The 15,275-nt window shown below is 68.7% G+C and carries 17 protein-coding genes; 10 read left to right on the forward strand and 7 right to left on the reverse strand.

The window, feature by feature from the left end; genetic code table 11:
- Positions 1-399: 399 nt before the first annotated feature.
- The 7 genes from rpl18a to ACZ48X_RS12635 all read left to right on the forward strand — a co-directional run bounded on the left by rpl18a (position 400) and on the right by ACZ48X_RS12635 (position 6,485).
- Positions 400-576 carry a 50S ribosomal protein L18Ae gene (gene rpl18a, locus ACZ48X_RS12605; protein WP_336349384.1) on the forward strand — a complete coding sequence of 59 codons (177 nt, stop codon included), beginning with the start codon at positions 400-402 and terminating at the stop codon, positions 574-576.
- On the forward strand, positions 576-1,034 hold the full coding sequence (pfdA, locus tag ACZ48X_RS12610; protein WP_379762019.1) for a prefoldin subunit alpha: 459 nt from the start codon (positions 576-578) through the stop codon (positions 1,032-1,034). The genes rpl18a and pfdA overlap by 1 nt, the downstream gene beginning before the upstream one ends.
- Before the next feature lie 6 nt (positions 1,035-1,040).
- Entirely contained in the window at positions 1,041-2,306 is a 1,266-nt protein-coding gene (gene ftsY / locus ACZ48X_RS12615) for a signal recognition particle-docking protein FtsY (RefSeq protein WP_336349382.1), read from the forward strand.
- A gap of 146 nt (positions 2,307-2,452) precedes the next feature.
- Positions 2,453-3,025, forward strand: a complete 573-nt coding sequence (locus tag ACZ48X_RS12620) for a response regulator transcription factor (protein ID WP_336349381.1) — start codon at positions 2,453-2,455, stop codon at positions 3,023-3,025.
- A 279-nt stretch (positions 3,026-3,304) separates the two neighbouring features.
- Positions 3,305-4,711: a signal recognition particle protein Srp54 gene (locus ACZ48X_RS12625; RefSeq protein WP_336349380.1), complete on the forward strand. Its 1,407-nt coding sequence runs from the start codon at positions 3,305-3,307 to the stop codon at positions 4,709-4,711.
- A gap of 56 nt (positions 4,712-4,767) precedes the next feature.
- Positions 4,768-5,130: a DUF6176 family protein gene (locus ACZ48X_RS12630; RefSeq protein WP_336349379.1), complete on the forward strand. Its 363-nt coding sequence runs from the start codon at positions 4,768-4,770 to the stop codon at positions 5,128-5,130.
- Between the two features lie 116 nt (positions 5,131-5,246).
- Positions 5,247-6,485 (forward strand): MFS transporter, encoded by a 1,239-nt coding sequence (locus ACZ48X_RS12635; protein ID WP_336349378.1) that lies wholly within the window; start codon positions 5,247-5,249, stop codon positions 6,483-6,485.
- Positions 6,486-6,515: 30 nt separating this feature from the next.
- Here the strand turns inward: ACZ48X_RS12635 and surE are convergent, their stop codons facing one another.
- The 3 genes from surE to upp all read right to left on the reverse strand — a co-directional run bounded on the left by surE (position 6,516) and on the right by upp (position 8,957).
- On the reverse strand, positions 6,516-7,382 hold the full coding sequence (gene surE / locus ACZ48X_RS12640; RefSeq protein WP_336349377.1) for a 5'/3'-nucleotidase SurE: 867 nt from the start codon (positions 7,380-7,382) through the stop codon (positions 6,516-6,518).
- 603 nt (positions 7,383-7,985) lie between these two features.
- On the reverse strand, positions 7,986-8,195 hold the full coding sequence (locus ACZ48X_RS12645) for a DUF7569 family protein (RefSeq protein WP_227134008.1): 210 nt from the start codon (positions 8,193-8,195) through the stop codon (positions 7,986-7,988).
- An 84-nt stretch (positions 8,196-8,279) separates the two neighbouring features.
- Positions 8,280-8,957, reverse strand: coding sequence for a uracil phosphoribosyltransferase (gene upp / locus ACZ48X_RS12650; protein WP_336349376.1), 678 nt, complete (start codon positions 8,955-8,957; stop codon positions 8,280-8,282).
- A 137-nt stretch (positions 8,958-9,094) separates the two neighbouring features.
- Between upp and ACZ48X_RS12655 the strand changes: the two genes are divergently transcribed.
- Positions 9,095-9,793 carry a DUF5828 family protein gene (locus ACZ48X_RS12655; protein ID WP_336349375.1) on the forward strand — a complete coding sequence of 233 codons (699 nt, stop codon included), beginning with the start codon at positions 9,095-9,097 and terminating at the stop codon, positions 9,791-9,793.
- On the opposite strand, the gene ACZ48X_RS12660 is transcribed toward ACZ48X_RS12655, so the two are convergent.
- Complete coding sequence (locus ACZ48X_RS12660) at positions 9,790-10,794, reverse strand: hypothetical protein (RefSeq protein ID WP_336349374.1); 1,005 nt, start codon at positions 10,792-10,794, stop codon at positions 9,790-9,792. The genes ACZ48X_RS12655 and ACZ48X_RS12660 overlap by 4 nt on opposite strands.
- 126 nt (positions 10,795-10,920) lie before the next feature.
- On the opposite strand from ACZ48X_RS12660, the gene ACZ48X_RS12665 reads away from it, so the two are divergent.
- Together ACZ48X_RS12665 and ACZ48X_RS12670 are read left to right on the forward strand one after the other, a co-directional pair.
- Positions 10,921-11,664: a response regulator gene (locus ACZ48X_RS12665; RefSeq protein ID WP_336349373.1), complete on the forward strand. Its 744-nt coding sequence runs from the start codon at positions 10,921-10,923 to the stop codon at positions 11,662-11,664.
- A gap of 84 nt (positions 11,665-11,748) precedes the next feature.
- Positions 11,749-12,942, forward strand: coding sequence for an inorganic phosphate transporter (locus tag ACZ48X_RS12670; RefSeq protein WP_336349372.1), 1,194 nt, complete (start codon positions 11,749-11,751; stop codon positions 12,940-12,942).
- A gap of 4 nt (positions 12,943-12,946) precedes the next feature.
- Here ACZ48X_RS12670 and ACZ48X_RS12675 read toward each other — a convergent pair whose 3' ends face one another.
- The 3 genes from ACZ48X_RS12675 to ACZ48X_RS12685 form a co-directional block, all read right to left on the reverse strand.
- Complete coding sequence (locus tag ACZ48X_RS12675) at positions 12,947-13,264, reverse strand: hypothetical protein (RefSeq protein ID WP_336349371.1); 318 nt, start codon at positions 13,262-13,264, stop codon at positions 12,947-12,949.
- 108 nt (positions 13,265-13,372) lie between these two features.
- Positions 13,373-13,696 carry a hypothetical protein gene (locus tag ACZ48X_RS12680; RefSeq protein ID WP_336349370.1) on the reverse strand — a complete coding sequence of 108 codons (324 nt, stop codon included), beginning with the start codon at positions 13,694-13,696 and terminating at the stop codon, positions 13,373-13,375.
- A gap of 76 nt (positions 13,697-13,772) precedes the next feature.
- The gene (locus tag ACZ48X_RS12685; protein ID WP_336349369.1) at positions 13,773-15,173 is read right to left on the reverse strand and encodes a hemolysin family protein; all 1,401 of its coding nucleotides are present in this window, start codon (positions 15,171-15,173) and stop codon (positions 13,773-13,775) included.
- Between the last annotated feature and the right edge of the window lie 102 nt (positions 15,174-15,275).

The raw sequence follows: 15,275 nt of genomic DNA on the forward strand, positions 1-15,275 counted from the left end.
AACGACGGGAACGAGCGCATACGCCACGGGAACGAGCGTATACGCCAGCGAGACGGAGGGGTCCCGCGAGCGAGACGGAGGGGTCCCGCGAGCGAGACGGAGCGCATCCAGCAGCGAGACCGACGCCTCCGCCAGCGTGACCGAGCGCACCGCTGCCGCGAACGACGCGTCCGCCGACGGCGACGAGAGCCGGCACCGACCGACTGCAGCGTCGACGGGACCGAACGCCGACCACGCCCGAACCCACCGTAGACGCGACCTACTCCCACACAGACGGTCGCCGGCAGTCCGCCCGCGGCCGTACCGCCGGATATTCCCGGCGCTCGCCTGGCGAGCACGCCACAGCGGCGGGATATTGAAGTGAGAAGATTCTTCCCCCTAGGCGACGGATTCGACTACATGAGTCAGTTCACTATCCGCGGGACGTTCCAGACGAAGCGCGGACGGAACAACTTCGAGACGACAATCGACGCGACGAACGAGAACGTCGCTCGCGAACACACGTACGCGAACTTCGGCAGCCGCCACGGCTGCACGCGTCACCAGGTCGAGATCGAGGAGGTCGAAGCACAATGATGGGTGGTGGCGGCGGCGGTGAACTCCAGCAGCTCTCCCAGGAACTCCAGCAGATCCAGGAAGAGATCGAGGGGCTCGAAGCGGACATCGAGGACCTCCGCGACGAGAAGACCGAGATCGACGAGGCCATCGAGGCGCTCGAGACGCTCGAGACGGGGTCGACGGTGCAGGTGCCCCTCGGCGGCGACGCGTACGTTCGCGCAGAGGTCCAGGACCTCGACGAGGTCGTCGTCGGACTCGGCGGCGGGTACGCGGCCGAGCAGTCCGAGGGCGACGCCATCGAGACGCTCGAGACGAAGAAGGACGTCGTCGACGACAAGATCGACGCCGTCTCCGAGGACATCGACGACCTCGAGGCCGAGTCCAGCGAGCTCGAGGAGAAGGCCCAGCAGATGCAGCAGCAGCAGATGCAGCAGCAGATGCAGCAGATGCAGCAGCAGGAAGGCGACGACGAGTAAGGCTCGATGTTCGACAGTCTGAAGGAGAAGCTCGGGAGCTTCCGGAAGGACGCCGAGGAGGCGGCCGAGGAGAACGCCGAGGAGCTCGACCCCGAGGACGCCGACGTTGCTGACGGCGAGGTCGTCGACGCGGCCGACGTCGACGGCGACGAGACCGCTGCTGGCGGTGAGGCGACCGACGACGTGACCGCGTCGACTGACGCAGCGACCGCTGTCGACGACGCGGACACCGTCGATGCGGACACTGGCACCTCGGATGCGGATGCCGTCGGCGCGACCGATGCAGAGACGGTCGACGCCGACGCGGCCGATGCGAGCGCCGCGGCGGTCGATGCGGACGCGGACGACGACGATACGGACGACGACGAGTCCTCGAAGTCGACGGGGTTCGCGCGGAAGGCGAAGTCGCTCGCCACGGGGAAGTTCGTCATCGAGGAGGAGGACCTCGAAGGCCCCCTCCAGGAGCTCGAGATAGCGCTATTGTCCTCTGACGTCGAGATGGGCGTCGCCCAGCAGATCCTCGACAACATCCGCGAGGACCTCGTCGGGGAGACGCGGAAGTTCACGGAGTCGACCGGTTCGGTCGTCGAGGAGGCGCTCCGGAACGCGCTCTACGACGTCATCAGCGTCGGCCAGTTCGACTTCGAGCAGCGCGTCGCGGAGGCCGACAAGCCCCTCGTCATCATCTTCACTGGCGTGAACGGCGTCGGGAAGACGACGAGTATCGCGAAGATGGCGCGGTACTTCGAGGAACGCGGCATGTCGTCGGTGCTGGCGAACGGCGACACGTACCGCGCCGGGGCGAACGAGCAGATCCGAGAGCACGCGAACGCGCTCGGGAAGAAGCTCATCGCGCACGAGCAGGGCGGTGACCCGGCGGCGGTCATCTACGACGCCGTGGAGTACGCGAACGCGAACGACGTGGACGTCGTCCTCGGCGATACCGCGGGTCGACTGCATACGAACGAGGGCTTGATGGACCAGCTCGAGAAGATCGGGCGGGTCGTCGGGCCGGACATGACGTTGTTCGTCGACGAGGCGGTCGCAGGACAGGACGCCGTGCAGCGCGCGAAGCAGTTCAACGACGCGGCGGAGATCGACGGTGCCATCCTGACGAAGGCGGACGCGGACTCCAACGGTGGGGCCGCCATCTCGGTCGCGCACGTCACCGGGAAGCCCATCCTCTTCCTCGGCGTCGGCCAGGGGTACGACCACCTGGAGCGGTTCGACCCGGACCGGATGGTCGACCGACTGCTCGACGACGACGAGTAACCCGTCGCATCGCGACGGCCACGCGGTCGTCGTGTGAAGCGGTCGCGCGGTGGCCGCGGACTCCGCGGGCGCTTCTCTGCGGTTCGTTACTCGCGGCGACGGCTACAACTGCTAAGTCACTCCACGTGTTAGTGGTTCGATAGCAGATGCCAGGAGACCAGGAGACGACCGTGCTCGTCGTCGACGACGAGGAGAAGCTCGCGAACATGTTCACGCTCTGGTTGCGCGCGGACTACGACGTTCGCACGGTCTACGAGGGGGAGGCGTTCCTCGCGGAGGTGGACGAGGACGTCGACGTGGTGTTACTCGACCGACGGATGCCGGGGTACTCGGGCGACGACGTGCTGGAGATGCTGGAGCGACGGGAGGCGGACCCGGCGGTCATCGTGGTGACGGCGATCGACCCGGAGCTGGACGTGCTCGAGATGCCGTTCGACGACTATCTCGTCAAGCCCGTGCAGCACGAGGAGCTCGTGGACGCGATCGAACTCCAGATGCGGGCGCGCGAGCACGACGCGGACCTCCAGCGGTTCCTGCGCCTCGAGACGAAGCGGCGCGTGTTGCTCGCCGAGCACCGCGAGATGGCGCTCTCGGGGGAGGCCGAGTGGGAGTCCCTCGTCGAGGAGTACGACGAACTGAAGGACCGGCTGCAGCGGACCGTCGACGACTTCGAGTCCGTGCTCGAGGCGTACCGCTCGTCGCATCGCGGTCGCGCGTAGCGCGCTCTTCGGCTCGGTCGCGTGGAACGCGGTCGCTCGCGGGTGACGTGCGAAAGTGGTGATGGAAGTGGAGGATGACAGCCAGCGTCGAGTGCCGACTGATCCACAGCCAGCGGTGGCGAGGCACCAGCTGCGTTCACGAGTACGCGATTCCCTCGTGAAAAAGTTATCGCGAAGACAGTTTCTGTCCGAGTGGTGAGGTGTTCGGCGGCGGCCTCGGTTGGTCCTCGCACGCGAGAAAAAGGCCTTTAGGTGGGAGTCACGTATCTCCGGCCAATAATGGTACTCGACGACCTCGGAAGCTCTCTGCGGGGCACGCTCGACACGCTCCGCGGGAAGTCACGCATCTCGGAGGAAGACGTCGAGGAGGTCGTCAAGGAGATACAGCGGTCGCTCCTGCAGGCCGACGTCGACGTCTCCCTCGTGATGGACCTCTCGGACCGCATCAAGGAGCGGTCGCTCGACGAGGAACCGCCGAAGGGCACGACGGCGCGCGATCACGTCCTCCGCATCGTCTACGAGGAACTCGTCGACCTCGTCGGCGAGTCCACGGACATCCCGCTCGAAGAGCAGACGATCCTGCTCGCGGGCCTCCAGGGGTCGGGGAAGACCACGTCCGCGGCGAAGATGGCGTGGTGGTTCTCGAAGAAGGGACTCCGGCCGGCGGTCATCCAGACGGACACGTTCCGCCCTGGTGCGTACGACCAGGCGAAGGAGATGTGTCGGCGCGCGGAGGTCGAGTTCTACGGTGACCCGGACTGCGACGACCCCGTCCAGATCGCTCGCGAGGGACTGGAAGCGACGAGCGACGCGGAGGTCCACATCGTGGACACGGCGGGTCGGCACGCGCTCGAGGACGACCTCATCAGCGAGATCGAGGAGATCGACCGGACGGTCGACCCGGACCGGTCGTTGCTCGTGCTCGACGCCGCCATCGGGCAGGGCGCGAAGGACCAGGCAAGTCAGTTCGACGAGTCCATCGGTATCGACGGCGTCGTCATCACGAAGCTCGACGGGACCGCGAAGGGTGGTGGGGCGCTGACGGCGGTCGACCAGACGGACTCCTCGATCGGCTTCCTCGGCACGGGCGAGGAGGTCAAGGACATCGAGCGGTTCGAGCCCGAGAGCTTCATCTCGCGACTGCTCGGGATGGGCGACCTCAAGCAACTCACCGAGCGCGTCGAGCGCGCGATGGAGGAGACGGGCGACGAGGAGGACGACTGGGACCCCGAGGACATGCTGAAGGGCGAGTTCACGCTGAAGGACATGCAGAAGCAGCTGGAGGCGATGAACAACATGGGGCCGCTCGACCAGATCATGGACATGATTCCCGGGATGGGCGGCGGCATCAAGGACCAGTTGCCGGACGACGCGATGGACGTCACCCAGGACCGGATGCGGCGGTTCGAGATCATCATGGATTCGATGACGGAGAAGGAGATGGAGAACCCGCGCGGGGTCGGGCAGACGCAGGTCGAGCGCATCGCGCGCGGCTCGGGGTGTGCCGAGGAGGAGGTCCGCGAACTCCTCCAGCAGCACAAGATGATGGAACGCACCCTCAAGCAGTTCCAGGGCGGGATGGACGGCGACATGCAGCGGATGATGAAGAAGATGCAGGGCGAGGGCGGTGGCGGCATGGGCGGCATGGGCGGGATGGGTGGCGGCAAGGGGCCGTTCGGCGACTGATCGCACGAACGATTTGAACACTGGCTTTTTATTCACTTGCTCCGTGCGAGTAACCGATGGCGAACAGACGGCTGTTCAAGTTACGGCTCGATCCGGAGCGCCTGACGGAGGTCCGAGAGCACTTCGACGGACTCGAAGACCGTCGCGAAACCTTCGAGCGTGGACTGGAATTAGAGGGGATGAACGGGGAAACGGCTTGGCTCGACGCAGCGGAGCCTGCGTTGTACTATCTCCACGAGGAGAGCGACGAGTATCCGAAGGACGTCGACCCCGACGAGATGGACGAGGCTCTAGCGGCGCTGAGCGAGGACCATCACGGCTTCTTCGAGACGGTCGCCGCTCCGGGACACGACCATCCCGAGGACTTGACCGAGTTCGAGCGGTTATTCTCGGTGTCGGCCCGCGACCAGGTCGAGTGACGCTGCGCGGCGCAGCTATCCCCGGCGGTGCAAGCCCCTCGAGTCCGCGCTGAGACGCGACGGTGACGTCCTTCGGACCACCGCCGTCAAGGCGGTCGGTCGCGTAGGCGACGGCGATGCGGGCCTCGACCGCGACTGACGGGTTTCGAGACCGGGTCGCTCGCCTCGACGCACTGGTGCTGACGGCGGGTATCTGGTTCCTCGCGAAGTTCCTGCGATACCTGTTCCCGCCGCTGTTCCCGACGCTCACCGCGGAGTACGGCGTGTCGAACGCGGTGGTCGGCGGGGCGTTCACGGCGCTGATGCTGGCGTACGCGGCGATGCAGTTGCCCTCGGGCGTGCTCGCGGACCGCGTCGGTGGGTGGCGCGTCGTCACCGTGGGGGCGCTGGTGGCGGCGGTGGCGTCGCTCGCGCTCGCCGTCCCGCTCGCGCTCGGCTCGCCGCTCCCGTTCGCGGTACTCGTGGCGGCGATGGTCCTCGTCGGCGTTGGGACGGGCGCGCACAAGACCGTCGCCGTCCCGCTCCTGTCCCGTATCTACTCGCGGCGACGCGGGCGGGCGCTGGGCGTCCTCGACACGTTCGGGGCGTTCGGTGGCGTGGTCGCGCCCGTCGCGGTGGTCGCGGTGACGACGGGCGCCCTCGCCGCGACGACGGACTGGCCGGCGGTGTTCCTCGCGGCGGGCGCGACCGGCCTCGTGCTCGCCGTCGCGTTCGCGCTCCGCGTCCCCGGGCGCGTCGGCGACGCCGGCGCGGGCGACCCCGACAGCGGAACGTCGCTCTCGGCGTACGCGGCGTTGTTCGCGGACCGCGACGTCGCCGCGTTCGTCGCCGTCACCGTCCTCTTCTCGTTCACGTACAACGGCGCCGTCGCCTTCCTCCCGACGTACCTCGTCGAGACCGCCGACCTCTCCGCCGCGACCGCCGGGACCGTCTACGCGGCGCTGTTCGCGGTGAGCGTCGTCCAGGTGGCGACGGGTGCGGCGAGCGACCGCCTCGGCCGCCTCCCCGTCATCGCGGCGGCGCTCGCGCTCGCCGCGGTCGGGCTCGCGCTCGTCGTCGCCCTCCCGACCGCGGGCGTCCTCGTCGTCGGCGCGAGCGTCGTCGCGTTCGGCCTCGGCAGTCACGGCTTCCGGCCGGTTCGGGGCGCGTACCTCGTGGAACTCGTCCCGGACGACGTCGCCGGCGGCGCGCTCGGCGTCGTCCGAACCGCCATCATGGGCGTCGGCGCCGTCGCGCCCGCGACCGTCGGCGTCCTCGCCGAAGCGTTCGGATTCCAGGTCGCGTTCGCCGCGCTACTCGCGGCGCTCGTCGGCGCGCTCGTCGCGCTCGCCGCGGTCGCGGTGCTCTCGCGGTGAGCCCCTGGTCCGGCCTCGGCGGCCTCGACGCTACTCGTCGCCGGCGTCCGCGAGCGCGGTGCGAGCACTGTCGACCGACCGGACGACCCGTTCGAGCGCGTCGGTCTCGAGCGCGTTCCGCGGGGCGGTGAGTCCGGAGACGCCGACCTCGCCGTCGATGACCGCGCGACGCTCCGTCCCGACGGGGTAGCGCTCGCGGTGCTCGTCGATGCCCGGCATCGGGTTCTCCCAGCCGACGACGTGCGGCCACAGCGAGTCTCGGAGACCGATGACGTCCTGGTCGTCGTCGACGTCGACGGGCAGGTCGTCGGTGTCCTCGTGGCGTTCGACGTGCAGGTCGAAGTCCGCGTCGGGTCGCGTGAGGCGGACGCGCGCCGAGGCGTCCTCGATGGGCGCGTTCACGTTCAGGACGTCGACGTCGTCGAAGACCCCGGCGTCGAGCGCGGCCGCGACGACCTCGCGGGCGACGCGCGCCGGCGGGTCGAAGTCGTGGTCGTCGGGCGGATGTACGTGGAAGTCCCGCGAGTGATACGCGGAGACCGCGACCGCGGGCGTCCCGAGGAACGCGGCCTCCATCGCGGCGCCGACGGTCCCGCTCCGGCCGAGGACGTACGCGCCGAGGTTCGGGCCGTGGTTCGCGCCGGAGACGACGAGGTCGAACTCGGTGTCGAGGCCGCGGAGCGCGTACGCGACGCAGTCCGCGGGCGTCCCGTCGACCGCGTACCCCCACGGGTGTTCCTCGCGCGTGACGTACTGCGAGCGTTCGCGGCCGACGCCGCTCTGGTTCTCGACTGGTGCGACGACGGTGACGTCCCCGAGCGCGCGCAGTTCCTCGTAGAGCGCGGCGAGTCCGTCCGCGTCGATGCCGTCGTCGTTCGTCAGCAGCACCTCTGTCATTGCGAGGACGTTGGTGCGGCGGGAGAAACGGCTTTCGACCGCGACACCTCGCTGGCTCCGGAGTTTACTGGGGGGCGTTTCGTGAGGAGATAACGCGCGTCAGACGTCGCGTCGGCGGCGACCACTCACTCGAAACGAGGGGGTTCGGGTGCGAGACTCGGTCGCAGTCGACGAACCGCTACTGTGATGGTGATTCGCAATGATGGGTGGGTTTCGGACGGAACGTACGAGGGATGGACGTGGGCGTAGTCGTGCGATTACACAGTCGAAACGAGGGGGTTCGAGTGAGTGGGTCGACGAGCCCGCTCTCACTCACTCGTGTGCGTTACGTTGCCAAGGGAGGGGTGGTTTCGGCCCGAGACACAGCCGCCTCGAACCGACCGGAGTCGTCCGGTTCCGGACCCGAAACGAGGGGGTTCGACGGGAGTGGCTGTTGCCGTCCCGATCGCGCTCTCGAACCACACCGAGCGACCCTCATCACTCGCGGGGAGCGTCTCCGGTGGAAAACCAGGCGTGACACCTCGACGCCTGCTGGGGGTCTAGACGGGAAACGGAGGGGTTCGAGCGTCACGGCCTCGCCACTCGAAGCTCGGAGCCAGTAATCTAGTCGACGATGATGTCGTCGTCGTCGATCGTCGGCTCGTCCATCCCACCCGGCTGCATCTCGGCCTGATAGCGGTCGATCCAGCCCGCGAAGCAGTCCGGGCACAGTCGCTGGGAGTCGATCTGGGTGCGGTCGACCGCCAGCCGCACCGTCCGCGCCAGCGCGTCGGACACCGCGTCCCCGCAGTCGTCGCACGCATCCTCGGTCATGGCCGCTACGTGCACGCCGCTCGTAATAAACCCCCGCACCGCGCGAGTCGACCCACCGCGACTCGGCGGCCGGACCTCGACCGCCTACGTCGTGCGGAACGCGCGGTCGCCGGCGTCCCCGAGCCCGGGAACGATGAAGCCGTTCTCGTCGAGCTCGTCGTCGATCGCGACCGTCAGGAGGTCCGCCTCCGGGCACTGGTCGGCGACGCGAACGAGGCCCTCCGGCGCCGACACCGCCGACAGCGCGATGAGGTGCTCGGGCTCGGGCGCGTTCTCCGTGACGTGCTCGAGGACGCGCCCCATCGTCGACCCCGTCGCGAGCATCGGGTCCGCGACGATGACCGTGTCCTCCTCGGTTATCTCCGGGAGCTTCACGTAGTCGACCGTGATGGGGAACTCGCCGTCCTCGTTCCGGCCGGCCTCCTCGTCGCGGCTCGCGGAGATGACGCCCTGGCGAGCGCGCGGGAACGCCTTCAGGAGGCCTTCGACGAACGGCGTTGCCGCCCGCAGCACGTTCACGATGACGACGTCGTCGAGCCCTTTGACGCGCTCGCCCATCGTGTCCGCGAGCGGCGTCTCGATCTGGACGTACTCCGTCTCCATCCGGCCGTCGATGATCTCGTACCCGCAGATACGGCCGAGTTTCACGAGGCCCTTCCGGAACGCCACCTGCTCGGTCTCGACGCTCCGCAGCTTCGAGAGCGTGTCCTTCGCGAGCGCGTGCGTGACGAGGTACGCCTCGTCCCGGTTCTCGATGGTCATACCCGACAACGCGACGCCCGCGAAGTAAATCCATTCGGTCTCACCGCCCCCGTCGCGCTCGCAGGCCGCCCAGCGCCGTGCTATCGGGGTGCGTACAACACTTATCAGCGTTCGCGCCGTACGTCGTTCCCAACCGAATGGAAGAGAGCATCTCCGGGTTCAAGGTCCGCGGGTCGTGGTCGGACGTCGTCGAGCACGGCGAACGCGTCACGCGGGCGTTCCGGGACCTCGACGTTCCCTACGACGAGTACGCGGGCGCGTTCGACGAGTGGGAGGAGTGGCGACCGAAGCATCACGAGGACATCGACGACGACGTCGCGCCGAAGACCGCCGACCAGGCGAGCGTCGAGGAGGGCGAGGGCGAGAAGGCCGGGAAGGAACCCGGCGAGGATGTGCAGTCCGCGGGCGAGAAGATAAGCGAGTCCTACGAGCGCCTGGAGAACGGCGAGACCGACGACGCCGTCGAGGAGTGGCGCAAGTCCATCGGGTACGTCGCGCGCGCCGCGGACTCCGCGGGCCGGAAGGCGCTGCGGAAGGTCGAGGACACCGTCTACCAGCACGTGATGACCCAGCTCGCGCCGTACTACTTCGACAACGCGCTCGTGTCCGCGAACATCCAGCAGACCGGCGGTGACGACGACACGTTCGTCTTCGAGGTGAACGTGAACGACGACGACCTCAAGGAGGAGGTCGCCGAGCGCCTCTACGAGTACGAGGACACCGTCGACCGCTGGCACGTCGACACCGAGAAGGACACCGAGATCGCCGAGGCCGCGGAAGGCGTCGAACCGCCGCACTCGACGACCGAGGGTCGGTCCCGGCCGGACTCGAACTAGCGGTCGTCGCGGCTGTTGCGGTCGGCGCCGTCCTCGTCGCGGCTGTTACGGTCGGCGCCGTCCTCGTCGCGGCTGTTACGGTCGGCGCCGTCCTCGTCGCGGCTGTTGCGGTCGTTCTCGTGCATCCAGTGGTTCCCGCGTCCCTCGTCGTCGCGAGCGTCGCGGCCGTCACTGGGGTTGCGGGGGGCGTCGTCGCTCGCGCGGTCGGGCGCGCTCGACGGCCGACCGTCGTCGCCTCCACGGTCGTGGCGGTCGAACCGACCGTCGACGAGGTCGGCGACGAACGCGGCCGTGGCAGCGGTGAGCGCGGCGGCCAGCGGCGCGGCGAGGAGCGTCGCGAGCGCGATGGAGAGGACGCCGGCGCGGACGACCGTCGACGCGGGCAGCGAGACGACGGCGACGACGAGGAGGTACTGGCCGCCGTAGCTGGCGTACGCGCCGCCGTCGGTCGCGAGGTCGACGCTCCGCTCGATGGCGTCGGCGGCGCCGCGGTCCTCGACGACGACGAGGAACGGCGCGGCGTACAGCGCGTACCCGACGGCGAGGACGAGCGGGAGCGCGAGCAGGACGAGCGGGCCGAGCGCGAGGCCCGCGGCGACGAGGACGAGGCCGAACGCGGCGAGCGCGAGCGCGATACCGAACACTGGCGCGAAGTACCGCGAGAGCGCCGCGCCGACGCGCGCCTCGCCCCGTCCCGGACGGACGCGCTCGACGACCCGCGGGACGTACACCGCCGTCAGTGCGGCGTGCACGAGCAGGCCGACGACGAACGCGACCGGCCGCACGAACACGCCGTCGGGCGTCGGGACGTTCACGAACGACCACAGCGTCGCGAACCCCGTCGGGAACGTGAACGTCACGCCACCGCCGGAGCCGGCGCGTAGCACGCGCAGCGCGTTCTCGAACTGGAGGGCGGTACCGACCACGGGGAGGACGAGCAGGACGGCGTCCGACCGCACGCGACCCCACGCAGCCTGCACGTACTCGGGGAGGGAGACCATGGACGCGAGCGGTTCGCCCGGCCGCCACTCGAACGTTCGGGTTCGAAGGTCAGGGTGGACGCGACGACCGTCGACCCGACGTATCTCCCCCCGAACTTCTTTGTCGCGGCGCGCGCTCGACCGAGTATGGTCGAGCAGCCGATCGTCGCGCACCTCGACGACGACGAGGCGTTCCTCGACCTCGCCGAACGATTCCTCGAACGGAAGGACCTCGACGTGCGCACGTACGCCGACCCCGACGCGGCACTCGACGCGCTCGACGACGTCGAGTGCGTCGTCTGCGACTACGACATGCCGTCGTGCGACGGCCTCGAGTTCCTCGAACGCGTCCGCGACCACGACCCCGACGTGCCCTTCGTCCTGTTCACGGGCAAAGGCAGCGAGGAAGTGGCGAGCACCGCCATCTCCGCGGGCGTCAGCGACTACGTCCAGAAGGGCGGTGCGGACGCGTGGACGCTGCTCGCGAACCGCGTCGAACGCGCGGTCTCCGAGTACCGCGCGCAGCGCGAACTCCGCGAGCGCGCCGACCGCTTCGAAGCGATCTTCGAGGAGCACGCCTCCCCGATGCTGCTCGTCGACCCCGACACCGGCCGCATCGAGCGCGCGAACCACGCCGCCCGCGAGTTCTACGGGTACGACGCCGACGCGTTCACCGACCGTCGCGTCGACGACATCAACGCCCTTCCGCCCGAGGAGGTCGCCGCCCGTCGCGCCGCCGCGGACGCCGGCGACGAGAACCACTTCGAGTTCGAGCACGAACTCGCCGACGGCGAGGTCCGCGCCGTCGACGTCTACTCCACGCCCGTCAGCGTCGGTGGCGACGACGTCCTCTTCTCCATCGTCCACGACGCCAGCGACCGCGAGCGCTGACTGCACGCCCCAATCCACATCTCGAGGTCGTCGACGCCGGAGGCGACGCCTACTTGTATCGTCCCACACTCGAACCCATACGAAATGGTGGACGCCGGCACGCTCGCCACGCTCGCGGTCGCCGGACTCGCGAGTCTGTTCATGGCGTGGACGATCGGCGCCGGGTCCTCGGGGTCGACGCCGTTCGCGCCCGCGGTCGGCGCGAACGCCATCGGCGTGATGCGCGCCGGGTTCGTCGTCGGCATCCTCGGGTTCGCCGGCGCCGTCCTCCAGGGCGCGAACGTCACCGAGGCCGTCGGGTCCGAACTCGTCTTGAACACCGCGCTGTCGGCCGAAGCCGCGACCGTCGGCTTGCTCGTCGCCGCCGTCCTCGTCGCGTTCGGCGTCTACACGGGCTACCCGATCGCGACCGCGTTCACCGTCACGGGCGCGGTCGTCGGCGTCGGCCTCGCGATGGGCGGCGACCCCGCGATATCGAAGTACCAGGAACTCGTCGCGGTCTGGGTCTCCATCCCGTTCGTCGGCGGGTTCGTCGCGTACACGACTGCTCGACTCCTACGCGCCGAGGGCGTCAGCGAGCGCGTCGTCGTCCCCGTTCTCGCCGCCATCGTCGGCGCCATCGTCGCGAACATCGGGTTCACGCTCCTCGGCCCGGAAGGCGAGACGCGATCCATGGCCGCCGCCGTCGCCGACGCGCTCGGCGTCGCGTCGACCACTGGCGTCCTCGCGGTCACGGCCGCGGTCGCGCTCGCGGTCGCCGGCGTGCTCGCGCTCGACCTCCGGGCGGACGAGGCCGCCGGCCAACAGCACTTCCTCGTCGCGCTCGGCGGCCTCGTCGCGTTCTCCGCGGGCGGCAGCCAGGTCGGCCTCGCCATCGGCCCGCTCACGCCCCTCGTCGGCGAAGGGCAGGCCGTCGTCCTCCCGCTCACCGTCCTGCTGCTCGCCGGCGGCCTCGGCCTCCTCGTCGGCTCGTGGACGGGCGCCCCCCGGATGATCAAGGCACTCAGTCAGGACTACTCGTCGCTCGGCCCACGCCGCTCCATCGCCGCGCTCATCCCCGCGTTCAGTATCGCGCAGGTCGCCATCTTCCTCGGCGTCCCCGTCTCGTTCAACGAGATCATCGTCTCGACCATCGTCGGCAGCGGGTACGCCGCCGGCTCCAGCGGCGTCAGCCGCGAGAAGATGCTGAAGACCGTCGCCGCGTGGATCGGCTCGCTCGTCCTCTCCTTCGTGGTCGCCTACGCCGGCTTCTGGCTCGTCGACGTACTCCTCCTGTAGTCGGTCACAGGACGGCGCCGGCGGCGAACGCCGACGCGAACCAGAACAAGGGGACGCTCGTCAGGACGTTCGTCGTCGTCGAACTCCCGTACACGCTCCGCGGGTGCCCCTCGACGGCCGCGAGCGCGTCGCGATAGCGGACGAGGCCGTACCCCGTGCTCCCCCACCCGAGCGCCGCTATCAGGAACCCGAGGCGCTCGACGGCCGCGTACTGACTGCCGTCGGGCGCACCCAGCCCGACGAACATGCCGACGAACGCGGCCGCGAACCCGCCCATCCACAGCACCTTGAACCGCCCCAACGGAGCCTCTCGACTCGCCATACGATACGTGGCTAACGTCTCCGTAAAAAACTCTGGCTTCCGGTGCTGCGACCGTCGGGACGAGCGATGCGGCCGCCGACGGAACGCGGTTCGAGGCGTCCGGGTCGGTCACGCGACGACCGCAGCGTACCCGAGCGCGACGCCGGCGGCGACGGCCACGACGCCGAACGTCGCGATGGTCACCGGCCCGTAGTCGTACCGCGAGTCCGTCGCCGCGACCGGCTCGCGGTATCGGACGAGCCCGTACCCGACCATCGCGAACCCCGCGCCCAGGAGCGCGAGCCCCGACTTCGCGACGACGCCGGGCTCACCGACGCCCATCGTCGCACCGACGAGCACGAACCCGAGTGCACCGAGTCCGATACCACCCGCGAGCAACCTGTACATCCGCCCGAGCCCCGGACCGTCGTCCACACCAGTACGAGACGTCACGTTCAACTCGGGGACCTAAAGACTGAAAAAAGCTGGTGGAGAGGCACTCGGCTGGAGCGAGCGCCCCGACGCGCTGTCACTCGGTCGGGACTTCGCCGGGTTCGACGTCCGCGTCCGCGTCCGGTTCGTCGTTCGCCTCCTCCTCGGGGAGGAGCGTCAACCGCGCCTTCATGATGCGCGTGTTCTCCACCTGCTCGACCGTGATGCGGACGCGCCCGTACTCCATCACCTCGCCCTCCTCGACGAGGCGCCCGGAGCGATTGAAGATGAAGCCCGCGATGGTCTCGAACTCCTCGCCCTCCGGGAGCTCGATGTCGAGGAACTCGTTGACCTCCTCGATGTTCACCTCGCCCTTGACGAGGACCTCGTCCTCGCTCACCTGCTCGATGGGTTCCTCCTCCTCGCCCTCGAGGATCTCGCCGACGATCTCCTCGATCATGTCCTCCATCGTCACGAGGCCCTCGGTGGTGCCGAACTCGTCGATGACGATGACCATGTGCATGCGGTTCTCGCGCATCTCCGCCATGAGTTCGTCGGCGTTCTTCGACTCGGGGACGTGCAGCGTCGGCTGGATGAGGTCGCCGAGCTCCAGGTCGCCGTTCTCGCCGTAGTTCAGGTCGCGGACGAGGTCGCGGATGTGGACGACGCCGATGATGTTGTCCAGACTCCCTTCGTAGACGGGGAGGCGCGCGTGGCCACCGTGGATACACTGCTGGATGGCTTCCTCGATGGGTGCCTCCTTCGAGATGGCGTCCATGTCGAGGCGCGGCGTCATCACTTCCTTCGCGATGGTGTTATTGAACCGGAAGATGCGCTGGAGCATCTCGCGTTCATCCTCCTCGATGACGCCCTCGCGCTCCCCGGTCTCGATCATGTCCTGTATCTCGTCGCGGGTCACGTAGCTCGTCTCGATGGCCGAGCGGCCGCCCGTGACCTTGTTCACGATACGCGTGAGGTAGTCGAAGAGGACGATGAGCGGGAGGAGGACGAACTCGGAGACCTTCAGCGGCTTCGCGATGCGGAGCGCCCACGACTCGGTGTTCTCGACCGCGTAGGACTTCGGCGCGCTCTCTCCGAACAGGAGCACGAGCGCCGTGATGCCGAACGTCGCGAAGAAGACAGCCTCGCCCTGATTCGCGCCGAGCGCAACGAGCAGCCCGGTCGCGATGGACGACATCGCGATGTTCACGATGTTGTTCCCGACGAGGATGGTGACGAGCAACCGGTGGGGGTCGTCCTTCAGTTCCTTGACGGTTTCCGCGCCGTACCGCCCGTCTTCGACGAGCGCGTCGATGCGGTGTGCGGCGAGCGAGAACATCGCGATCTCCGACGACGAGAAGAACGCCGAGAGCACGATGAGCACGAGAATCGTGAGACTGCCGAGTACAGCGATGGCGGTCTGTCCCAGCTCGATACCGAGGAACGGGACGGTCCAGCTGGCCGTCGCCAGGGATACAGCACTAAGCGATGAACCCATTCAACGCCGAACCTTGGTATCCTGCCGGATTAACTCTTTTCTTGTCCCCCGAACTGACCGGCAGATTGCGCGCCGTCGCCCTCGCGACCGATGGCGACCGCC

Source organism: Halorubellus litoreus (assembly GCF_055378595.1).